The 21,805-nt window shown below is 51.6% G+C and carries 16 protein-coding genes; 6 read left to right on the top strand and 10 right to left on the bottom strand.

The window, feature by feature from the left end; all coding sequences use genetic code 11:
• Positions 1-17: 17 nt before the first annotated feature.
• From F0P93_RS10755 to F0P93_RS10745, 3 genes are all read right to left on the bottom strand, one after another.
• On the bottom strand, positions 18-1,400 hold the full coding sequence (locus F0P93_RS10755) for a RagB/SusD family nutrient uptake outer membrane protein (RefSeq protein ID WP_191908777.1): 1,383 nt from the start codon (positions 1,398-1,400) through the stop codon (positions 18-20).
• A 94-nt stretch (positions 1,401-1,494) separates the two neighbouring features.
• Positions 1,495-4,527, bottom strand: coding sequence for a SusC/RagA family TonB-linked outer membrane protein (locus F0P93_RS10750; protein ID WP_191908776.1), 3,033 nt, complete (start codon positions 4,525-4,527; stop codon positions 1,495-1,497).
• 375 nt (positions 4,528-4,902) lie between these two features.
• On the bottom strand, positions 4,903-5,505 hold the full coding sequence (locus F0P93_RS10745) for a DUF6134 family protein (RefSeq protein WP_225309445.1): 603 nt from the start codon (positions 5,503-5,505) through the stop codon (positions 4,903-4,905).
• A 55-nt stretch (positions 5,506-5,560) separates the two neighbouring features.
• Here F0P93_RS10745 and F0P93_RS10740 point away from each other — a divergent pair, with 55 nt between their 5' ends.
• Positions 5,561-7,915 (top strand): glycoside hydrolase family 20 protein, encoded by a 2,355-nt coding sequence (locus F0P93_RS10740; protein WP_150876341.1) that lies wholly within the window; start codon positions 5,561-5,563, stop codon positions 7,913-7,915.
• Between the two features lie 8 nt (positions 7,916-7,923).
• Here F0P93_RS10740 and F0P93_RS10735 read toward each other — a convergent pair whose 3' ends face one another.
• Entirely contained in the window at positions 7,924-8,898 is a 975-nt protein-coding gene (locus tag F0P93_RS10735) for a c-type cytochrome (RefSeq protein ID WP_150876340.1), read from the bottom strand.
• Between the two features lie 272 nt (positions 8,899-9,170).
• On the opposite strand from F0P93_RS10735, the gene F0P93_RS10730 reads away from it, so the two are divergent.
• From F0P93_RS10730 to F0P93_RS10720, 3 genes are all read left to right on the top strand, one after another.
• Positions 9,171-10,634, top strand: a complete 1,464-nt coding sequence (locus tag F0P93_RS10730; RefSeq protein ID WP_150876339.1) for an APC family permease — start codon at positions 9,171-9,173, stop codon at positions 10,632-10,634.
• A 216-nt stretch (positions 10,635-10,850) separates the two neighbouring features.
• The gene (locus tag F0P93_RS10725) at positions 10,851-11,633 is read left to right on the top strand and encodes a LytR/AlgR family response regulator transcription factor (protein ID WP_150876338.1); all 783 of its coding nucleotides are present in this window, start codon (positions 10,851-10,853) and stop codon (positions 11,631-11,633) included.
• Positions 11,634-11,684: 51 nt separating this feature from the next.
• Positions 11,685-13,022, top strand: a complete 1,338-nt coding sequence (locus F0P93_RS10720; RefSeq protein WP_150876337.1) for a M23 family metallopeptidase — start codon at positions 11,685-11,687, stop codon at positions 13,020-13,022.
• Between the two features lie 108 nt (positions 13,023-13,130).
• Here F0P93_RS10720 and F0P93_RS10715 read toward each other — a convergent pair whose 3' ends face one another.
• The 5 genes from F0P93_RS10715 to atpA all read right to left on the bottom strand — a co-directional run bounded on the left by F0P93_RS10715 (position 13,131) and on the right by atpA (position 17,744).
• Complete coding sequence (locus tag F0P93_RS10715; RefSeq protein WP_150876336.1) at positions 13,131-13,706, bottom strand: DUF4136 domain-containing protein; 576 nt, start codon at positions 13,704-13,706, stop codon at positions 13,131-13,133.
• Positions 13,707-13,989: 283 nt separating this feature from the next.
• Positions 13,990-14,535, bottom strand: coding sequence for a YceI family protein (locus F0P93_RS10710; protein ID WP_150876335.1), 546 nt, complete (start codon positions 14,533-14,535; stop codon positions 13,990-13,992).
• Positions 14,536-14,657: 122 nt separating this feature from the next.
• Positions 14,658-14,933 carry a zinc ribbon domain-containing protein gene (locus tag F0P93_RS31995; protein WP_225309444.1) on the bottom strand — a complete coding sequence of 92 codons (276 nt, stop codon included), beginning with the start codon at positions 14,931-14,933 and terminating at the stop codon, positions 14,658-14,660.
• 234 nt (positions 14,934-15,167) lie between these two features.
• Positions 15,168-16,055 carry an ATP synthase F1 subunit gamma gene (gene atpG / locus F0P93_RS10700; RefSeq protein ID WP_150876334.1) on the bottom strand — a complete coding sequence of 296 codons (888 nt, stop codon included), beginning with the start codon at positions 16,053-16,055 and terminating at the stop codon, positions 15,168-15,170.
• Positions 16,056-16,166: 111 nt separating this feature from the next.
• Positions 16,167-17,744 (bottom strand): F0F1 ATP synthase subunit alpha, encoded by a 1,578-nt coding sequence (gene atpA / locus F0P93_RS10695; protein WP_150876333.1) that lies wholly within the window; start codon positions 17,742-17,744, stop codon positions 16,167-16,169.
• 456 nt (positions 17,745-18,200) lie between these two features.
• Between atpA and bamJ the strand changes: the two genes are divergently transcribed.
• Positions 18,201-18,950 (top strand): BamJ family beta-barrel-assembly machinery protein, encoded by a 750-nt coding sequence (gene bamJ, locus F0P93_RS10690; protein ID WP_150876332.1) that lies wholly within the window; start codon positions 18,201-18,203, stop codon positions 18,948-18,950.
• Positions 18,951-19,139: 189 nt separating this feature from the next.
• Positions 19,140-21,218 (top strand): carboxy terminal-processing peptidase, encoded by a 2,079-nt coding sequence (locus F0P93_RS10685; protein ID WP_150876331.1) that lies wholly within the window; start codon positions 19,140-19,142, stop codon positions 21,216-21,218.
• A 145-nt stretch (positions 21,219-21,363) separates the two neighbouring features.
• On the opposite strand, the gene F0P93_RS10680 is transcribed toward F0P93_RS10685, so the two are convergent.
• Complete coding sequence (locus tag F0P93_RS10680; RefSeq protein ID WP_138989892.1) at positions 21,364-21,711, bottom strand: hypothetical protein; 348 nt, start codon at positions 21,709-21,711, stop codon at positions 21,364-21,366.
• Between the last annotated feature and the right edge of the window lie 94 nt (positions 21,712-21,805).

Below are 21,805 nucleotides of genomic sequence, written 5' to 3'. Positions count from 1 at the left end.
GGGGGTTAGGGGTTAGGTTACTGCGGATTTTTAGCATCCCACTGAATTTCGGCAAACGGACGGATCAGTTGATCATATACTTTATGATTCGGCTGATCGTTCGGAAGCTGGGCCAGACGGCCGTAGCGTCGCATGTCGAACCAGCGGTGGCCTTCGAAAAACAACGAATACCGGCGTTGATTCAGCAACTCGTCGATCAGGGCATTTTTGTCGTTCAGAATCGCCGGTTTGGCGGTCGCCAGTTCCTTTAATCCGGCACCAACCCGAACCTTGTTCAGGGCCGTCACGGCATCCGTCAGTTTGCCGGTTTGAATCATCGCTTCGGCATACATCAGAATCAGTTCTTCGTTCCGGATGATCGAGATCGGATTGGTACTGAGCGGATACATCGACACGTCGTACTCACCAATAATCCCGTTCAGGGCGCGGGCGGAGGTGCGTTTCGTCACTTTTTTCGTTACCCGCATATCTCCGGCTTCGGCCTGAGTGATAAACAACGCCTGGGCGACCACGGGCGAAGCCGTGGTGTTCAGTTGCTGAAATTGCGGATTCGTAATATCCCCCGAGGTGGTTGAATACGTGAAGTTGGGGCCGGTCGTCAGCGCACCGTTCAGATCGAAAAACGACTCGTTCAGGGTGGTCAACAAACCCGTCCAGTCCTGCTGGTACATCGCCGTCCGCGCGGCCAGTGCCCGGTTGAATTTCCGGAAATTGGCGGGCGTATTGAACCCGGCATAGCCACTCGTCATCGTAAATCCGAAAGCCGTTCCACCGGCAGCCAGTTGCGTCGCCCCTTCGTCCAGCAAGCGACGGATTTCCTTCAGCGCTTCTTCGTACGAAACAAATGGTCCCGGTTTCAGCATGTCGCCCGGACTGTACAAGTCCGTGTACTTGATGCGGATGCCGTTTTTATACTGCATGTTCAGCATATACAGCATCGTGTAAGCCGATACGGTATTGGCAAAACCCCGAATGCCTTGCTTTTCAGCATCAGTTAGCGCACTGGGAGCAGAGTTTTCGGCAGCCAGTTTAAAGTATTCGGCCCGGCGACGGGTCTGGGCGTAATCGCTGTAATAGCCGTTGAATAAGGTGGTAGCACTAAAACCGCCGTTGGTCGTTCCCAGCAATTCGGTGGTCCAGGTCAGCTCCGTAGAAGCCAGATTGTAGATTTCCCGGCCAATGGAGCCAGCAACCCGAACCAGATTGGACTGGCCGTTGCGGAAGGATGACTGAATGCCGATGCCCATCTGGTTGATCTGAATCCGTGACGCGTTGGTCAGGACAGACTCCAGGGCAGGGTTGTTGGGGTCGATGGTGTCTTCGACCTCGAAAAAGCTACAGGACGGCATCGCAAAAGAAAGTCCGGCCAGGAGAATGGTATGTTTTAGAGAAAATTTCATAGAAGAATCATTTGAGTGTTTTGCCCCCCACCCCCTGAAGGGGGCTTTTGCACTCGGTTTGTTTAAGCCCCCTTCAGGGGGTGGGGGGCAATTCTTAAAAATCAACCGCAATGTGGAAGAAGATCCGTTTGCTGTTCGGGAAAGCGGCATTGTCGACGCTGGCGCCCACCGACTGGTTCCCAAAGTTCGAAACCTCGGGGTCGTAGCCTTCGTAGTTGGTGAAGGTCAGCAGGTTTTGGGCCGACGTGCCGATCCGGATGTTGGACACTACATTGGCGAACGCTTTGCCCAGAATGGCCCTGGGAACCGTGTAGTAGAGTGAAACCTCGCGCAACCGCACATAACTCGCATCCTGGATGAATTCGCGGGCCGTTACGTTGGGGTTGGCCGGTAGCCGGGCGCGTCCGTTGGGCAGGCCCACGTTGCCATACAAATTGTCGACCTGGCTCCAGTCTTTCGTCGTACCGCCCGTATCTTTCTGTTTGGTCGTCAGGTTGGAGTTGAAGTTTCCCTGGCTGGTGTGCAGCAGAAATCCGAAGTCGAAGCTTTGGAAAAGCTTGAACTGGTTGGAAAACGAAACCTGGTATTTCGGCTGCGCGTCTTCGTAGCGGGTTGCCTGGGCAACGCCCTGCGCATCCGGAACGTTTGGGGAGCCATACCAGCGGGTTGGCGATTCGCCCAAACGCAACTGGTTGCGTCCGTAAATACTGAAACCGGAACCCACCGTCGTGTTCGGAATTTCCAGCCGCGTAATCTTGCTGCGGTTAAACCAGTATTGCACCGAAGAGGTCCAGGTGAAATTCGACATCTCGACCGGTGTAACGTTCAGGCCCAACTCAACCCCCCGGTTTTGCAAATCGCCGACCGGGTAGGCGTTGAACTGCGTAACCCCGGTTCCGGATGATAAGGTGTAGGGATTCAGCAGGTTGAAGATTTTTTTGTCGTAATACGTCGCTTCCAGATTAACCCGGTTTTTGAACAAGCCCAGATCGATACCCCATTCGATTTCCTGCGCCGTTTCGGGCTCGATGGTCGGGTTTCCAACGCTCGTGGGGGTTACAGAACCCAGTTGGCCGTCGATGATGGTGGTTCCCAGCGAGGTGAAGAGGTTTCCGTAAGCCGGTACGCCCCCGGTCCGGCCAAAAGCGCCCCGGAGTTTGAACTGGCTGATGGGTTCGTAGGACCAAAAACCGAATTTCGTCAGGTTAATAGCCAGTGACGCCCGAGGAAAACCGTACCATTTCGCATTGTCGCCGTTCAGGCTCGATTTGTCGAAGCGAATCCCCAGCGTACCGATGATTTTGTCCTGGTAATTGGCTTCCTGCTGGGCAATCAGCCCCACATCCTGCCAAGCCTGCCAGGTTTCGCTGAACGTACGGACGCTCCCGGTGTTGGGGTTTTTCTGCTTGGGTAACAAACCATCCCCCTGAATCCAGCTAAAGTCGTTGTCGGTCGAGAGCCGCACCGTTCCCACCTGCGACGTCAGGTCGAGTTTGCCACCCAGCAACTGCCAGTTGTAAATCAGGAAAGCCTGTAGATTGGTGTTGAAGCTTCGGCTTTTCGAATACCGGGAAGCACCGGGCGTGGCCCGGGTGAGCTGCGATTGCAAATCTTCCGGGAAATACACCTCCGCTTCCGTATTGACGTAATCCAGACCGCCTTGGAGGGCCAGTTTCAGCGTGCTGTTCGGTTTTTGCAGGAAGTAAATGTTGCTGGTAAACGACTGAATAAACCGGTTGGTGAGTTCGTCGTTGATCGTCCGCTCGGCAATGGCAATCGGGCTATCGCCGGTGTAGCGGGATTGCGGGTAAACGCCGTTGACGGGCATTAACTGGGCATAATTAGGGGTATAGGCCAGGGTGTAGCCAATCGAAACGCCCCGGTTGTCGTTCCCGCTGAAACTCCGCTGGGCGCCCGTCTGCATGTAACTGGAACCAATCGAAAAGTCGATCCACTTCGCCAGTTTATGATCCACATTCAGACGGAGCGACTTCCGTTGGAAACCGGTTCCTTTCTGAATACCGGTTTCGTCGTTCAAACCAGCCGCCATATAAAATTTGGTCTTGTCGTTCCCGCCGGAAATGCTCAGCCGGGTGTTGGTGATTTTGCCGGTATTGCCATAAATGTATTTTTCGTAATCATACAGCTTGCCTTCGGCGGTAGCTTTCTGCCAGAGGTCGATTTCGGTTTTGCTACCACTGCCCACAGTTCCGTTGCCGAAAACGTAGTCGAATTTGGTCTGTCCTTCCGGGCCGATGGGGTCCAGGCTGAAGCCTTCGTAGCCCAGCAGTTTGATGGCGGACGAAAAGCCGACATCCTGGCCAAAGCTCACTTTGGTTTTGCCCGCTTTTCCCTTTTTGGTGGTGATGATGATAACTCCGGCATTGGCGCGGGTTCCGTAGATAGCGGCTGCACTGGGACCTTTCAGGATTTCCATCGACTCAATGTCGGCGGGGTTGATGTCCGAAATCCGGTTGGGGGCTTGATCCTGGTTGGTGCCCGCCCCGCTGAACGAGCCGGAACCGGCCCCGGTGGCAAACTGCGAGTTGTTGACGAAAACGCCATCGATGACATACAGCGGTTCGGAACTTCCGTTGATGGACGAAATTCCGCGTAGTTTCACGGAAATCCCGCCACCGGGCGCTCCGCTGTTCTGCACGATGTTGGCCCCGACAATTTTACCGCTCATGGCGGCATCGAGGGTCACCGGGCGGGTTTTTCCGACCAGTTCGTCCGACGAAATCCGGGTAACGGCATTGGCGGCATTGCTTCGTTTGACGCTCGTTGCCAGACCCGAAACAATGACTTCGTCGAGGCTTTGACTGGCTTCCGTCATCGTCACATTGATGGCGTTGGAGGAGGCCGAAACGGGTGCTTCCTGGGTCAGAAAGCCAATGTAGGAAAAGACTAGCGTTTTGGTGCCGGCGGGAGCCAGCAGGGAATAATTCCCGTTGACGTCCGAAACGCTGCCTTTTGAAGAACCTTTGGCCACCACATTGACGCCGGGCAGGGGAGAGCCATCGGACGAACTGGTGATTTTGCCGGAAAGCGTTCGGTCTTGCGCCCAGGCTTTTCCGAGGCCGCTGACGACGATCCAGACCAGGAGCAGAGAGTAGATTTGCTTCATTAGTGAATAGTTTGGGTTATAAAAATGGAAGAAACAAGCACTGCGGGTGTTGAGTAAAGGCAATAAAAAGTGTGCGCTCTCCACCATGGAGAGGCAGCCTAATCGTTCAGAATGGGAAGAAAAAGGGCAGCAAACCGGGAAGTTTGCCGGAGATGGTTTTGACCTGCTGGTTTTGTAAAGCGTCAGAGAAACTGACGATGCAATTATAGGTACTTATTCTTGAAGTGCAAATATAATTTTGAAAATATTGAAATTGTCAAAATATTTTGGAGATTATTGATGAAGTTGTAAAATTAAATATTGTATATTTTTTATCTTTTTTATGATGTTTTGCAGTTAATAGATACTGGGCAATAAAATACTGCTATTTGGTGATTAGTTAATCGATCGTATTACAAAGTTCTTGATTGGATTCTTTTTTATGATTTTCACCAATTTTCCTTTTACGTAAAAGTACTCGTCTTCCCGGTCATCGATCCGAATGCGGTAACTTCCCTTTTTCGTGGGTTCGATGGTGGCGTAATCGCCAAAGTATTCCGCAAAGACCCGGGTACGACCCACCGGTTCTTCAAAGTAAAGCCGCATGGTGGTGAAATCGATCGGGTTCGGTTCAATCGCTTTTCGTTCGTATTTATACTGCCTGACGTTGATGTCGTAGTGGTCTTTTTTCCAGAGAATGTCAGACTGGTAATTCCCGTGATTGGACAGCGCATCGATGTCGGAATGCAGGAGCTGGCGGGAGGTGGGATCGTGGCGGGAAACGGTTTTGTAATACACTTTGATTTTCCCGAAAAACCAGAATTCAACGTCGCTGACCTGATCGTAAACCACTGAGCCGGGGCTGGTAATCTGGGCGACCGTCATTGTCCCAACGCGAAAACCGGCGATATCGATTTCGTATTTTTGATTTACCGTCTGGCAAAAGCTTCGCGTGCAGGTCAGTATCAATAAGCTGGTAATGAGAAAAAACTGTAGCACGTTCGAACTGGTTTTATGTACTTTTAACCGATTAAAAACTCAACTGCTTGTGTGTATGCCCCGAATTGTCTGTCTGTGGCTGGGTTTGCTGCTGTCTTTTTCCGGCTTCGGCCAGTCGGATAAAGACTTCCAAATCATTCCCAAACCGGCTAAAATGGAATCGCGCGAGGGTCGGTTTATGTTCAGCAACGAAACCACCATCCGGTTTCCCCCGGGCAACGCCGACCTGAAAACAATGGCCGAAAATTTTATCCGGCAATTCCAGGCCGCTACCGGTTTTTCGCTGCGAACGGAAAACCGCTCCGGAGCGACGCCAACCGGCACTTTCCTCGCTTTTGTGCCGGTTTCTTACGCTAATTTGGGCGACGAAGGCTACCGGCTCGATGTTACCACCACTACTATAACGATTGAAGCGAGCAAACCGGCTGGTTTTTTTTACGCCATCCAATCGCTGTATCAACTTCTGCCGCCCGAAATCTTCCGTTCCACACCCGCCGACTCGTCGGTTAACTGGTCAATTCCGGCTTGCCGCATCGAGGACAAGCCCCGCTACCGCTACCGGGGGTTGCACCTGGATGTGGCCCGACACTTCTTCCCGGTTTCGTTCATCAAAAAATACATCGACCTGCTGGCTCTGTATAAATTCAACACCTTTCACTGGCACCTGACCGACGATCAGGGCTGGCGGATCGAAATAAAAAAATACCCCAAATTGACTCAGGTTGGTAGTCGGCGGAAAGAAACCCTCATTGGCCACTATTATGAATCGGATCCACAACAGTTTGACGGACAACCGTACGGCGGTTTCTATACGCAGGATGAAGTGCGCGAGGTGGTGCGGTATGCGAAATCCAAATATGTAACTATTATTCCTGAAATAGAAATGCCGGGTCACGCCCTGGCCATTTTAGCGGCATATCCGGAGTTTGGCTGTTCGGGCGGGCCCTACGAAACCGCCACCAAATGGGGGATCTTCACGGACGTTTTGTGTCCCTACGACCGGACATTTACTTTTCTGCAAGACGTCCTGATGGAAGTGATGACGTTGTTCCCTGGCCCCTATATTCACATTGGTGGTGACGAATGCCCGAAAACTTCCTGGAAAAAAAGCCCGTTTTGCCAGAATCTGATGAAGAGGCTCAAACTGAAAAACGAGAATCAGTTGCAAAGTTATTTTATTTCCCGAATTGATAAATGGGTGACTTCCAAAGGCTGGAAAACCATTGGCTGGGATGAGATTCTGGAAGGGAACAGTCCGGCCATTCGGGTGTCGCCGGGTGCAACCGTCATGAGCTGGCGCGGCATCGACGGCGGTTTGAAAGCCGCCCGGCAGAACCACGATGTGATCATGACACCCGGCGATTTTCTGTATCTGGATCATTACCAAGCCGACCGGTCGCAGGAACCGCTGGCTTTTGGCCGGTTTACGCCCCTCGAAAAAACGTATTCGTATGATCCAACGCCGGCTGATTTACCGGCCACGGCCCAAAAACACCTCATCGGTGCGCAGGCCAACGTCTGGACGGAATACCTCAAAACCGCCGATCAGGTCGAATATATGGTTTGGCCCCGGGCGGCTGCCGTGGCCGAAGTGGTATGGACACCCCTCGATCAGAAGAACTGGCCGGACTTCACCCGGCGGCTTCCGGTTCTCTTCAAACGACTAGAGGCACTGGGGGTTTCGTATTCCCGCGCCTATTACGATGTGGTGGCCGAAACCCGTCCGCAGCCGGATGGTAGCTTGCAGATTGCGCTGGCAACCCAGGAAGAAACCGCCGAAATCCGGTATTCAACCGATGGCTCGACGCCCACGGACCAATCCGTTCGGTATGATCGCCCGTTGAACCTGACAAAACCCACGACGGTAAAAGCCGTTGCGGTGAAAAATGGTATACGGATTGGCGATGTGCAAGCGTGGGATTTTGCGGTTTCCAAAGCGACCGGCAAATCGATCCAACTCGACACAGCACCAACCCGTCCGAAAAATGCGGAGCCTTCAACGTTGATCGACGGGCGCTACGGAACCACCATTGGCTACCTGGAGGAGATGCAGAACGTAGTTGGCGTGAAAACCGCCGACCTGACGGCCACTCTGGATTTGGCTGAACCGAAGTCGATTCAACTGGTAACGATTGGATTGGTAAAAGCCACTGCCGGAGCGATTCTGCTGCCCAGACAAATCGCCGTGGCCGTTTCAGACGATGGCCGGACGTTCCGCACCGTCAAAACCGTGTCGATGGACCCCACGGAACGTGGAAAAAAGGCCATCATCCGCCAGACCCTCACCTTTGAACCGGTGATGTGTCGGTATGTGCGGATCATGGCCCGAAATGTGGGAAAAGTGCCCACCGGCATGCCCCAGGCTGGCAAAGAAGCCTGGGTGATGGCGGATGAAATCACGGTCGAGTAAGCCCGGATTTAGTTACTGGCCAGGGCTTCTTTCTCCTTACTCGCAACGTCATTTTTAATTTTAGGCACCGTTTTCAGGTATTCGTAAATGGCTCCTACTTCGTAGTCGGTCATCTGGTGCGGAAACATCGGGGAGCGAATCAGGCTGCCATCCGGCCGTATACAGGCTTTGACGGCCTGGATGAACTGCGCTTTCGTGTATTTCCTGCCAATGCCGGTTTCTTCATCAAAGGTCAGGTTGGACGTGAAAATGGGTTTGCCATCGGGGGTTTTCATCTCGTTTCCACCGCCGTAGTACCCCGCTGACAACTCGGGGTGCATGGGATCTTGTTTGGTAAAGTCGGCGGAATGACAGGCATAGCAGGTTCCCAAACCGTCGGCTACGTAACGCCCGAATGCCACTACGTCGGTGCTATCCGGAATCACAATGGGCTTTTCCGGGTAGGGAAGCGGTTTGATAACGGTATTGGCGAGCAGTTTGGTGAAAAGCGAAAATTCCGATGGAGGAGCTTCTTGGCCGGAGGCTTGCACCGGGGCCGCATCCGACCGGAGCCAGGCCACAACCGATTTCAGGTCTTCGTCGGCCATGGTCGCAAATTTCGGCATGATTCCGGCGAAGGTGCCGTTTTTACGAACACCGGTTCGCAAAAAATGGAGCAGTTCACCATCGGTCCAGTTGCCAATGCCGACTACTTTATCCTGTGTAATGTTCATGGAGTAAATGGTTCCGAACAGCCCGGGAAGGTCGTTCATGTGTCGGCCTGTCAATTGATTATTTTGATCGGAATGGCAGGCGATGCAGTGCATCTGGGCAATCTTGGCTCCCCGTTCCAGCCGGGCCGGGGTGGCTTCGATGTTCATTTCCTGAACCATGGGAGGGTCGTACGTGGGAATACCACGGACGGCAACAAAACTGACGAAGCCCAGCAAGCCAACGACGACAAAACCGACTACGATCAGTACAATGCGCAGTACTTTTTTCATACAAGGGAATAATTAATGAGTAGTATTTGTATTTACGGATACAAATTAAGCGTCTAGGGGTGGGTTTGGCGGTGTCGGAATGCGTCAAAAAAGCAACATTTGCCGACAGGAACCGACCGTTCAATCAAAAGGTAAAAACCGCAAAAGGAAGTATTAAAGAGAGCCAACAGGCCGTTTTAACGACCTAAAACTTGTTTTTCAGAGCGGTTTTACCGAATCGTAGTTTTTTTCTTTATCTTCCGATTCCAACCTTTCAAGCTCAAAACCCCTGTATGTCTGATTCCGCAAACCTGTTAACCGAAGAGAAAACCGAATTAAAGCGCTCCCTGGGGTTCATCGATGCCACCCTGCTCGTATCGGGGTCGATGATTGGTTCCGGTATTTTTATTGTCAGTGCCGATATGGCCCGCAACGTTGGGTCGGCGGGGTGGCTGCTGTTACTGTGGGTGTTAACGGGTGTCATTACCGTTACGGCGGCTTTGAGTTACGGTGAACTGGCCGGTATGATGCCCAAAGCGGGCGGACAGTTTGTGTATATTCAGCGGGCGTATGGCTCGCTGCTCGGATTTGTGTATGGCTGGACGGTTTTTGCCGTGATTCAAACGGGAACCATTGCTGCGGTCGCCGTGGCCTTTACCAAGTTTACGGCGGTTTTTATTCCGGCTTTAAATCCTGAAAATATCCTGTTCAACGTTGGCAGCTTTCCCATTAAAGCGTCGGCGCTCTTTGCCATTGGCAGTGTGGTGTTGCTAACCTGGATCAACAGCCAGGGCATTCAAAGTGGAAAGCTGATTCAGAATGTATTCACATCGGCTAAACTGCTGGCTCTTTTGGGTTTGATTGTGGTGGGCATCGGTGTTGGATCAAAAACCGGAACGCTCTCGGCAAACTTTCAGAATGCCTGGGCGGCCACCCAAACGACGGCCGATGGCTCCGTGGTTTCGCTCGGTGGCATGGCGTTGCTGCTGGCGCTGGGCGTGTCGATGATTGGTTCGCTTTTCTCGGCCGATTCGTGGAATAACGTGACGTTCATTGCCGGCGAAATCCGGAATCCGCGCCGGAATATTCCCCTGAGCTTGTTCGTGGGAACACTGATGGTAACCACCATTTACGTACTCGCCAATATTGCGTATCTCTCGCTGCTCCCCTTGCAGGGATCGCCCAATGCCGCCGATGTGGTGGGCCGGGGCATTCAGTTTGCTTCCTACGACCGTGTGGCCACAGCCTCGGTTTCGCTGATTTTCGGGGATGTGGCCGTGGCCATCATGGCGGTTTTGATCATGGTATCGACATTCGGCTGCAACAACGGCCTGATTCTATCGGGTGCGCGGCTCTATTACGCCATGGCGAAAGAAGGTCTTTTTCTGAAAACCGCTGCCCAACTCAACAAGAATTCTGTTCCCGGTATTGCGCTTTGGTTGCAATGTGGCTGGGCGTCAATTCTTTGTTTGTCAGGGACGTATGGCGATTTGCTGGACTACTGTACCTTTACCTCACTGGTGTTCTACATCATTACCATCGGCGGTCTTTTTCTGCTTCGGCGCAAGGAACCCAATGCCGAGCGGCCCTACAAAGCTTTTGGGTATCCGCTGGTTCCGGCGCTTTACATCGTGGCCGGGGTGACCATCTGCCTGATACTGCTGAAAGAAAAAACATTCAATACGGGCATGGGACTGTTGATTGCCGGTCTCGGCGTCCCAATTTATTTCATGACATCGCGCGGGCGGAAGAATTAAGATTGCTCTTAAAGGGGGCTTTCGGCTCTGTATGTTTCTGAGTCCAAGTCCCCTTTAGGCCGGGCCGACGCTTCGGGCTTTAGGAGCAAGAATACTTTACAATTCCGGCACCGGTTTTCGCAATACACCCATCAGATACCGCATTTCGGTCAGGATTCTTTTCGGAAATTGGCCGAAATGCAATTACTTGCTGTTGTTTCCTGAAAAATTATTCTGATGAATGTATTGATTGTTGAAGATGAGGATCTGGCGGTGCGCAAGTTGCGGAAACTGGTGCAGGAAGTGGACCCGACGCTCGAAGTGGCGGGCATCACGGCCAGCATTGAAGATACCGTCGCCTGGCTCAAAAACAACCCGGCCCCCGACCTGATTTTCATGGATATTGAACTGGCCGACGGGCAGAGCTTCGAGATATTCGAGCAGGTGGAAGTGAACAGTACGGTTATTTTTACAACTTCCTACGACGAATATGCGCTCCAGGCTTTCAAGGTCAACAGCATCGACTATTTGCTGAAACCGATTCAAAAGGATGATTTACAGCGCAGTCTGAAAAAATTCCGGGATTTGAAAGTTCGCAGGGACGAAGCGAGTGCCCAGGCCAACCCGGCCTTCAATTTGGATAAACTTCTGCGCGAACTGCAATTGCAACAACCCAAAGAATACCGGCGACGGTTTCTGGTGCGGCTGGGGCAGCGGCTGCTTTCGGTCGAGGTGCAGGACATTGCTTTTTTCTTCACCGATGAGCGGTTCAGTTTCTTCAAAACATGGAATAACCAGAAATACCTGATCGACTACACCCTCGACGAACTGGAGGATGCGCTGGATCCGGGTATGTTTTTCCGGATTAACCGGGGCGTCATCGTTACCCACAGCACCGTCGAACAGATTCAACCGTATTTCGGAAACCGCCTGTCTCTCACCCTCAAACCGGTATTCGAAAAAGAAGCCATCGTCAGCCGTGAGAAGGTGAGCGATTTCAAGGTCTGGATGGGAAAATAAAGAAACCTTGCAGCCAGGGTAGCCGTTTACTATTCAAACGACTGCTCATCAATGAACGTTTCTTTCATCAACCGACTTCTCTTTTTTGCCGTACTGAGTTTGCTGGGAGCCTGCACGAGTGTCGGGCCGGGTAAATTGTTTCGGTCGGCATCACCCCACGATCAATACGCCCAGTCGCTGCGGGATGCGCGGCTGGAACGCACAGCTTTGGGCACCGGCTGGCTGACGACAGCCGACCGGGCTCTGAAAGATTCGGTGCTGATCACGGTGCCGTACCGCGAAAGCGGTTATTTCTCATCCTCCCGCCCTTTCGCGCTCGGGTATCGCCTGAACGGGCAGCGGGGCGACAAGTTCATCATCAAAGTCGATGTGCAGGGGCAGGAGCCGGTGCAGGTGTTTATCGACGTGTTTGAATTGAACGAAACCAACCGGGACCCCGACCGGCTATCGTCCGCCAAAGCCGATACCAATGTACTGGAACTCGAAATCCGCCGAGCGCGCACCCACCTCGTCCGGATTCAACCCGAATTATTGCGCAGTGGCCGCTATACACTTTCCATCACCCGCGAACCGATTCTGAGTTTTCCGGTTGTTGGGCGCGATAGCCGCCAGATCAGCAGTTATTTCGGTGTTCCGCGCGACGCTGGTCGTCGTCGGCACGAAGGCATCGATATTTTTGCTCCCCGTGGCACTCCCGCCATTGCCGCATCCGACGGGTACATTTCGGGCGTAGGGACGAATAATCTGGGTGGGAATGTGGTCTACGTGTCGGATTCACGACGAAACCAGACGCTGTATTATGCGCACCTGGATTCGCAGGCCGTTCAGCAGGGGCAAAAGGTTTCGGTGGGCGACACCGTGGGCTTTGTGGGCAATACTGGCAACGCCCGAACAACCGGTCCGCACCTGCACTTTGGTATTTATAGTGCCAACACGGGAGCTGTCGATCCGCTGCCTTTTGTCCGTCGCGGAACTGGCCCGGCGCGTCAGGCACTCCTTGCCGCCGAAACGCTGGGCGACTCTGTTCGAACTTCATCTCCGCGCGCTATGGTCCGTCAGTCGCCCAACGGAGATGCGCCCGTTCTGCGCACCTTGCCGCGTTCTTCTGCATTTACCATCGCGGGTGGAACAGCAGCCTGGTTGCGGGTTGAATTGCCGGATGGCGTAACGGGCTATGTTGCCAGCAGCGTTGTTGAACCGGCCCGCCGGATGTTACGCCGGGCGTCCCTGCCGGTTGGAACGGATTTGCTGGAAGCCGCCCGTCCGGGTGCCGCCGTAATCGAAACATTACCCTCCGGAACGACTGTCGATGTGTTGGGCGTCTTTGGTTCCTTTCAACTGGTGCGGCACACCACCGGGCTAACAGGCTGGCTGTTGCAAGCACCCTAAATACAAAAAAACCGCTCATTTCGTTGGAAATGAGCGGTTTTGATAACTTACACCTGCAAGGTCTTTAAGACCTTACAGGTGTAAAAGACCTCACAGGTATCGGGTTGATTATTTCTCTTTTATAGAGCCGTAATCAGAACCGGCACTTTCGGGAAGCTGTTTCATAATGCTTTGAACCGTTGTGCGGTAAGCTACATCACGATTGCTTTCCTTTTTACTCTGGTTTAGCTGACCAGACGCCCAGCCCTGCCAGATGATATCGTTCGTACGGGTATCGTACACATTGACAACAACCCGGTTTTCTTCGTACTGGCGGGTATACACGTTGTTATAACCCGGGTTATACCACATCCAGTAAGGCGACCAGGTATTGTTGGACTGCACTTGCTGGCGGTCTTTCGAATCAGAGAAGAACCGGATGACGAGGTCGGCTTCTCCGCCCACGACCGGTTTGTAGCCTTTGGCCCGCATTGTTTTTTCGATCTCGTCGGCAATTCGGCGTTGGTTCAGGTTACTGCCCGCAATCGGGTCAGCATTACGGCGTTGGTCAGCTTCAACCCGGAAGGTGCTGAACTGGCGAACATTGACTTTTGGGTCATAGTCATATTTGACATTCACTGATGGCGAACAACTTGCCAACAGACCCAACATGAACAGACTGGCAATTATGCTCCTGGTATTCATCGGTTGATTTGCGTTATTAGGGTTAATGTAATCGACTTCCAGATTTGAGTGAACTACTTGTTAACGCTTACAGATTTCTCATTAGTATTTAGTCCCTTAAATAACTAAATTTTACGAAAGTTAGTTCGCTGAATTGGCCTTGCATTTTAAGGATATATGTTTGATGATTAATTCTTTAAGGGTTTGATTTATAATGGATTGACTATAGATACTCTGCTTTCTAAGGCAATAAAAAACCACCCGCCTAACGGAGACGGATGGTTAAAAATAGTTAAAAGAAGTTTTACTGGTGCGACACCTGAACGTCGAGAAGCAGCTTCACATCGTCGCTTACGACCACGCCACCGGCTTCGGTAACGGCATCCCATGATAAACCGAATTCTTTCCGCTTGATGGTGCCGGTAATTTCGAAACCGGCTTTGGTATTTCCGTAGAAATCACCCATTTGTCCGCCGTGTTCCGCTTTCAGGGTAATGGATTTGGTGGTTCCCCGAATGGTCAGGTCGCCCGTGATGTCGTAGGTATCGTCGCCGGTTTTCTTGACGGACGTCGATGCAAAAGTCAGTTGCGGATGATTTTCAGCATCAAAGAAGTCCGCTGATTTCAAGTGTCCGTCGCGTTGGTCGTTGCCGGTGGTGATGCTATCGATATCGGCTGAGAAAGAAACCGACGCATTTTCAAAATCGTCGCCAACCGTTTCAATTTTTCCATCAAAGGAGTTGAATTTACCGGTCACGTTCGAAACCATCAGGTGACGGACTTTAAACTGGATGACGGTGTGAGATGGATCAATGGTCCATACGATGGTTTCGGGAGCAGCAGTTGCCATGATTGTCTTTTTATTTTTGGTTAATAATGTTAATACATTTAATGTTAATACATTTAATCTTGGAAAAATGTTTCAAGATTCCTGATTTTTTTTGAAAAAGAATGATTTCCCGGACGATCAATTCATGAATAGATCGTAGGATTATAAGCAAATATTTGGTTATCAGCCAAATAGTAAATCAAGGACGGCCCCCAAATTGTCTTTTCCCTCCAGAATTTCCGGGTTATAAACTCGGTATAACTGCATCTTGCACACGAACACGCTATAAACACGTTGTGCTCGATGTCGAAAATACGGGACAGGCCCGTTCCGGTAGTAGCAATCCGCTTGATATACACTTCACGGTTTTGGCATTTTGCACAGGAATACCGGTTGGCAATTTCATGTTCAACGGTCATGGAGAATACGGTTTGTGGTGTGAAAATTAACGGGCTTAAAGATAAATTTTCACGGAAAACCGTAAGGGAGTTATGGGCAGAAAGGCAATTTGTCGCTGTGAGTGGATTTATAAAGTTACCACAATAATGAAACCGGTTCTTTCGTATGGGTACGGTTCGAATGTTGCGAAGCTATAAAAAAGAAACCCCCGTTGCGGATCACACAACGGGGGTTCTGTATCGGTTTCTTATTTGCTATTGTTGTGCCAGTGCTTCGGCTCCACCAACGATTTCGAGAATTTCTTTTGTAATGGCTGCCTGACGGGTCCGGTTGTAAACCAGCTTGAGTTCTTTCAGCAGTTCCCCGGCATTTTCCGTGGCCTTGTCCATGGCCGTCATCCGCGCGCCATGTTCCGAAGCATTGGATTCCAGAACGGCTTTGTACAACTGAATTTTCAGCGTTTTCGGAATCAGCTCCGTAATGATTTCTTCTTCCGAAGGCTCAAAAAGATAGTTGACGTTGTTCGCCTTCGTAGCGGAATGCGTTGCTGCCGAAACGATGGGCAGAAACTGCTCGGAGCGGATCACCTGCGTCGCCACGTTTTTGAACTCGTTGAAGACGACGTCTACGCGGTCGTACTGACCCGCCGTGAAAGCCGCCATCACCTCTTCGGCTGCCGCCCGGACTTTGGCAAAACTCAGCGACAGAAAGGTATCGACAAAGTTGGTATTGACCTTATATCCCCGGCGTTGAAAAGCTTCGGCTCCTTTTTTACCAATGGCCAGAATTTCAACGTTACCCCGGCGGTTTTGCTCGGCGTAGCGTTCATTGATCAAAACCAGCGCTTCCTTGACAACGTTGGTGTTAAAGGCTCCCGCCAGACCCCGATCCGAGGTTACCACGATCAGCAGGACCCGTTCGATCGGACGAACCTGGTTGTATGGACTTTCGCCCGCCAGTTCGGCACCAGCCGCGACGGTGCTGAGCATTTCACTCAGTTTTCGGGCATACGGCCGCATCTGGATGATGTTGTCCTGTGCCCGGCGCAGTTTGGCCGCAGCCACCATTTTCATGGCTTTGGTGATCTGCTGCGTCGAGATAATAGAGGTAATCCGGCTTCGTACTTCTTTTAGTGAGGCCATTGTCTTTGGTTGTGGAGCGGTGATCGTTGAAAGCCGGGAAATAATCAGCCGGGGTCTCCGGGACGATTAGTTCCGCACTTTCAACGATCTGAACTCCTGAGTATCTAAACGTTATGCGTAACGAACTGCTAATTCCGTGGCAACTTTCTTGATGACGCCGATGATGTTGTCGTCCAGTTTCCCGGCGCGGAGCAGATCCAGCGTATCCTGGTATTGCGTTGTCAATAGCATCGTGAATTCGGATTCAAACTCTTTAACCCGGTTGACCGGCACTTTATCGAGGAAACCGTTGGTTGAGGCCAGGATGATGGCCACCTGGTGCTCTACCAATACCGGCGAATACTGCGGTTGTTTCAGGATTTCCTGGTTCCGCCGACCCCGTTCGATGGTCAGTTTCGTCGACGCATCCAGATCCGAACCGAACTTGGCGAAGGCTTCCAGTTCGCGGAACTGCGCCTGATCCAGTTTCAACGTACCGGCCACTTTCTTCATCGACTTGATCTGGGCATTACCACCCACCCGCGATACCGAGATACCGACGTTGATGGCGGGGCGGATACCGGAGTTGAAGAGGTTGGTTTCCAGGAAGATCTGTCCGTCGGTAATCGAAATTACGTTCGTCGGAATATAGGCAGAAACGTCACCGGCCTGGGTTTCGATGATCGGCAGAGCCGTCAGCGAACCACCTCCTTTAACCTTGCCCGTCAGAGACGGCGGCAGGTCGTTCATGGTGGCGGCAATGGCGTCGTTATTGATAATTTTGGCGGCCCGTTCCAGCAGACGGCTGTGCAGGTAGAAAACGTCACCCGGATAGGCTTCCCGTCCCGGAGGACGACGCAGCAGCAGCGACACCTCACGGTAGGCAACGGCTTGTTTCGACAAATCGTCATAGACTACCAGGGCCGGACGACCCGTATCCCGGAAGTACTCACCAATGGCGGCACCGGTAAAAGGTGCAAAGAACTGCATCGGCGACGGATCGGCTGCGGGAGCGGCTACAATGACCGTATAGTCCATGGCTCCGGCCCGGCGCAGGGTGGCTTCCACCTGCTTAACGGTGGAGGCTTTCTGACCACAGGCCACGTAGATACAGAATACAGGCTGACCTTTGTCGTAAAATTCTTTCTGATTGATGATGGTGTCGATGGCTACGGCGGTTTTACCCGTCTGGCGGTCACCAATGATCAGCTCGCGCTGTCCCCGACCGATGGGGATCATGGCGTCGATGGATTTAATACCGGTTTGCAGCGGTTCGGTTACGGGCTGGCGGAAGATAACCCCCGGGGCTTTGCGCTCCAGCGGCATAGCAAACGTTTCGCCAACAATGGGGCCTAAACCGTCGATGGGGATACCAAGCGTGTTGACAACCCGACCCAGAATACCTTCACCAACGTTGACATAGGCAATCTGATTCGTACGCTTCACCGTGGCACCTTCTTTAATTTCGCTGTAGTCACCCAGCAATACGGTTCCGACGTTGTCTTCTTCGAGGTTCAGGGCTAATGCCTGCAATCCGTTTTCAAACACCAGCAATTCACCGGCCTGGACTTTTGACAGTCCGTAAATGCGGGCTACTCCGTCACCAATTTGCAACACCGTACCGATTTCCTCGAGTTCGGCGGTGGTTCTGGAGTTCGATAGCTGTTCCCGGAGAATGGCCGAAACCTCGTCGGGTCTAACTGATACCATATGAGTGGAAGAATCGTTTTATGATGGTTCTAAGAATTCGGGTGCAAAGTTACGCACTAAATTTCACTAAAACAGACGTTATCAAGAAAATTCGTTGGCAAAGTTTATACTTTTCTAAGAATCGGGCGTTCATTATTTCATAAAGTGGACGGAACCGGTATTAATCGCATTTTAACCGGAAAGCCGGGGTTGCCCGAAAAAAAGTACACTATTTGAACTCCGCTTGTTGAGATCCTGCCATTTGTTTTTTACTTTAGTGAGTTGTGAGTAATTCGTCGTCAGAAACTCCTGTCCAGGATGGACCGAATTACCCATCCCGGTGGTCTCCACTGACCCCTGCCTGGCACCATTCATCAATAATTTGTTTCATTAAATCCTGCTATTGCCAAACTTTTGACCTACATCTTTACGTTTTCAGCTTAAGCACTTTTTGAATACAACTTTTGTCTCTTACACATGACGATTAAACAATGGACTTTAGCCGGCCTGCTGTCGGCTGTATTGGTAACGGGTCAGGTAGTGGCTCAAACGAAAAAGCCGGCCGCTAAGCCCAAACCCAAAGCACCGGCGGCTGCCGTTGCGGGAGCCTCTTCCCCACTAAAATTAAACAATGCCATCGACTCCGTTAGTTATAGCATTGGCGTGAATGTGGGATTGGGTCTGAAACAGCAGAATCTCGGTAATGCGAACATCAAAGCCATTACGAAAGCGTTGCAGGATGCACTCCAGTCGCAGAATATGCAGATTGCACCGGAGCAGGCTAACCAGATCATTGGAGCGTTTTTCCAGCGTGAACGGTCGGCCAAAGCCGATGCCAACAAAAAGATAGGCGAACAGTTTTTAACGGAGAATAAAAAGAAACCGGGCGTACAGACGACGGCCAGCGGGTTGCAATACGAAATCGTGAAGGAGGGAACCGGCCCCAAACCGATGACCACCGATACCGTTAAAGCACATTACACGGGTCGATTGATCGACGGAACGGTTTTTGACAGCTCCGTTGAACGGGGGCAACCCCTCGAAATACCGGTCAATCAGGTCATTCAGGGGTGGAGCGAAGCGCTTCAGCTGATGCCGGTGGGCTCGAAATGGAAACTGTTTATTCCTTCGTCGCTGGCCTATGGCCCCCAGGGAACCGGCCCCCAGATCGGGCCCAACTCGACGCTTGTTTTTGATATTGAATTGCTTGAAATTGTGAAGAAGTAATCAGTGATTGGCTGAATGGTTAAAAATTGTTAAATGGTTGAAGCCGGTGGACGGTTCAAGGGCTGAAAAGGGTTAATCACTTGGTGAATGGATGAAACTGCATAGCCATTTAATGAACCATCTAAACCATTTTCAGCCATTCAGCTTTTAAGTTAAAGAGTGGTGCTACATTAATCATAAAAGGGGAACATGAGAAAGTATCTCATTACGTTAGTACCGGTGCTGATGCTAAGTCTTCAGCCGGGTCCACAAGCAGGGATGTCAGCCGTACCGCTGCCCCCCCCAAGCGCTGATGATTTAAAACCGTCGGTATCGCAGGAACATGTTGAACAACTGGTCGCGCGTTTGCTGACGACCCACCACTACCGCAAGGTACGGCTGAACGACTCCCTGTCGTCGGTCGTTTTTGATAATTACCTCAAGGAACTGGACGGAAACAAAGCCTATTTTCTGGCCTCCGACGTCAATTCATTCGAGAAATACCGCAACAACATTGATGATCAGTTGATCAACGGCGAATTAACGGCCGCTTACGACATCTACAATGTGTTCCGGAAACGCTACCAGGAGCGCAATAAATTTGTTCAGGAGAATTTCGTAAAACCGTTCGATTTTACGGTGGACGAAACCTTCAATACCGATCGCGAAAAAGCCAACTGGCCCAAAAGCATCGAAGATCAGAACGATCTGTGGCGCAAACTGCTGAAAAACCAGTCGCTGGAACTGAAGCTGACCGGAAAAGCCGATACGTCGGTGGTCAACAGCATGAAGTCGCGGTATAAAAACCTCGACCGCTACATGAACCGGATCAAAGCCGAAGACGTGTTTCAGATTTACATGAACTCGTTTGCCGAATCGCTCGATCCGCACACCAACTACATGTCACCCCGCTCAGCCGACCGTTTCAATCAGGAAATGAGCGCATCGCTGGAAGGCATTGGTGCCTTGTTGCAGGAAGATGGCGACTACATCAAGATTTCTGACATTGTTCCCGGCGGGCCGGCATTCAAAAGCAAGCTGTTGTCGAAAGGCGACAAGATTGTGGGTGTGGCGCAGGGTGAAGGCCAGGTCGTCAACATCGTTGGCTATCAGGTTGACGACGCCGTTAAGCTGATCAAAGGCCCTAAAGGCACAACGGTTCGTCTGCAAATTCAGTCGAATGATGCCATCACCGGTGCTCCCCCGAAAGAGATTCGGCTGGTGCGTGAAAAAATCAAACTGGAAGAGCAACGGGCGAAGAAGGAAGTGATCGAAGTCACGCAGAACCAGAAGAAATACAAACTGGGCGTTATTACCATTCCGGTTTTCTATCGCGATTTTGAAGGGGCCCGCAAACGCGAAGAAGGCTTTGCCAGCACGACCGGCGATGTTCAGAAGTTTTTGAACGAGCTGAAAGCTGAAAAAGTAGACGGTGTTGTGGTGGATTTGCGCGACAACGGCGGAGGATCGCTGACCGAAGCCATTACGTTGACCGGTTTGTTCATTTCACGCGGACCGGTGGTGCAGGTGAAAGAAGCACAGGGCGACATTGAAGTACAGACCGATCCCGATCCGTCGATCATCTATGATGGTCCGCTGGCGGTCATGGTAAACCGCTTCAGCGCGTCGGCGTCGGAAATTTTTGCGGCTGCCATTCAGGATTACAAACGCGGGCTGATCGTTGGAAGCCAGACCTACGGGAAAGGCACCGTTCAGACGATGGTGGATTTGAACACCTGGTTGAAAGAATCGGAGAAAGTGGGACAGGTTAAAATGACCATTGCCAAGTTCTACCGCATCAACGGCAGCAGCACCCAGCACAAGGGCGTGACTCCGGACATTGAGTTGCCATCGGCGTTCAGCGCGGAAGAATACGGCGAAAGCTCACAACCCAGCGCGTTGCCCTGGGATCAGATTGCCTCAGCCCGTTTTGACGTAACCCGCAGCCTGGACGACAAGATCATTGCCAAGATCCGCGAACGCTACGAACAGCGTTTAAAGTCGGATACGGACATGAAACAGTTGATGGCTGATTTCGCTGAATTGAAACGCGCCAAAGAGAAAACGGTCGTCTCTCTCCAGGAGTCGAAACGCAAGAAAGAACGCGACGAAGCGGAAAAACGCCGGAAGTCGATCAGTGCTTCGGCGGGTGAACCCGTAGCAACCAATGATTCGACCACACCGGCCAAAGATTCGAAAGATGCCAAGGCACCGAAGAAGGATCTGTATCTCGATGAGTGTGGCAAGTTACTGGCCGACTACATTGCCTTTACGAAGAATCCCCAGTAAGGGAGTCTTCTCCTCTAATAAAAAACCGTATGGATCAGCTCCATACGGTTTTTTTGATGCCAAAAGACAGCAGCCCAGTTGTAGAACCGACGACCCCGGATTTCTCCGGGGCCGTCGGCGTTTTTGGTAGAGGACAGGTAGTGTGTTAGATCAGGCGAATGCGAACCTTGGCCAGGTATTCCTGATTTTCGTTGGAGTTTGGCTCGGTTAAAAATACTTTTTTGCCCATCAGTTGCTTAATCAGCGTGGCATTCAGGCTTTTGTTGTCACCGCTGGAAATCCGCAAATCGGCCAGCCGTTGTTCGCCATCGACCCGGAATTTGATGACAACGAAATCTTCATTGTCGAGCTGTTGCAAGATCTCCGGATACAATACGTATGAGGCAATCTGTTGTTCCAGCGTTTGTTTGAGCGTAATTTTTTTCTGACCCGAAGCCCGTAAAGTGATTGCCAGGGCGAGGCAGAGTGTACTGATTATCAAGACCGTTTTCATTAGTTTGTTGCGACTAGAATTGTATCAATGGTGTGGATATGTCAGATTCGACTTTACAAAGGTAGGGCGACCGGGGTAGCTCTTTTAGCGCACA

This window comes from Larkinella humicola (genome assembly GCF_008727875.1).
GTDB classification, from domain to species: Bacteria; Bacteroidota; Bacteroidia; order Cytophagales; family Spirosomataceae; genus Larkinella; species Larkinella humicola.
The sequence above is the reverse complement of the archived record's forward strand: the minus strand, read 5'-3'. Positions and strand labels throughout refer to the sequence as shown.

Excerpts from the sequence above, each read along its gene's own strand:
- F0P93_RS10740 (WP_150876341.1), top strand. The coding sequence starts at position 5,561 with ATGCCCCGAATTGTCTGTCTGTGGCTGGGTTTGCTGCTGTCTTTTTCC.
- F0P93_RS10755 (WP_191908777.1), bottom strand. The coding sequence starts at position 1,400 with ATGAAATTTTCTCTAAAACATACCATTCTCCTGGCCGGACTTTCTTTT.
- F0P93_RS10750 (WP_191908776.1), bottom strand. The coding sequence starts at position 4,527 with ATGAAGCAAATCTACTCTCTGCTCCTGGTCTGGATCGTCGTCAGCGGC.
- F0P93_RS10715 (WP_150876336.1), bottom strand. The coding sequence starts at position 13,706 with ATGAATACCAGGAGCATAATTGCCAGTCTGTTCATGTTGGGTCTGTTG.
- F0P93_RS10685 (WP_150876331.1), top strand. The coding sequence starts at position 19,140 with ATGAGAAAGTATCTCATTACGTTAGTACCGGTGCTGATGCTAAGTCTT.
- F0P93_RS31995 (WP_225309444.1), bottom strand. The coding sequence starts at position 14,933 with ATGACCGTTGAACATGAAATTGCCAACCGGTATTCCTGTGCAAAATGC.
- atpG (WP_150876334.1), bottom strand. The coding sequence starts at position 16,055 with ATGGCCTCACTAAAAGAAGTACGAAGCCGGATTACCTCTATTATCTCG.
- F0P93_RS10735 (WP_150876340.1), bottom strand. The coding sequence starts at position 8,898 with ATGAAAAAAGTACTGCGCATTGTACTGATCGTAGTCGGTTTTGTCGTC.
- F0P93_RS10710 (WP_150876335.1), bottom strand. The coding sequence starts at position 14,535 with ATGGCAACTGCTGCTCCCGAAACCATCGTATGGACCATTGATCCATCT.
- bamJ (WP_150876332.1), top strand. The coding sequence starts at position 18,201 with ATGACGATTAAACAATGGACTTTAGCCGGCCTGCTGTCGGCTGTATTG.
- F0P93_RS10680 (WP_138989892.1), bottom strand. The coding sequence starts at position 21,711 with ATGAAAACGGTCTTGATAATCAGTACACTCTGCCTCGCCCTGGCAATC.
- F0P93_RS10720 (WP_150876337.1), top strand. The coding sequence starts at position 11,685 with ATGAACGTTTCTTTCATCAACCGACTTCTCTTTTTTGCCGTACTGAGT.
- F0P93_RS10725 (WP_150876338.1), top strand. The coding sequence starts at position 10,851 with ATGAATGTATTGATTGTTGAAGATGAGGATCTGGCGGTGCGCAAGTTG.
- F0P93_RS10730 (WP_150876339.1), top strand. The coding sequence starts at position 9,171 with ATGTCTGATTCCGCAAACCTGTTAACCGAAGAGAAAACCGAATTAAAG.
- atpA (WP_150876333.1), bottom strand. The coding sequence starts at position 17,744 with ATGGTATCAGTTAGACCCGACGAGGTTTCGGCCATTCTCCGGGAACAG.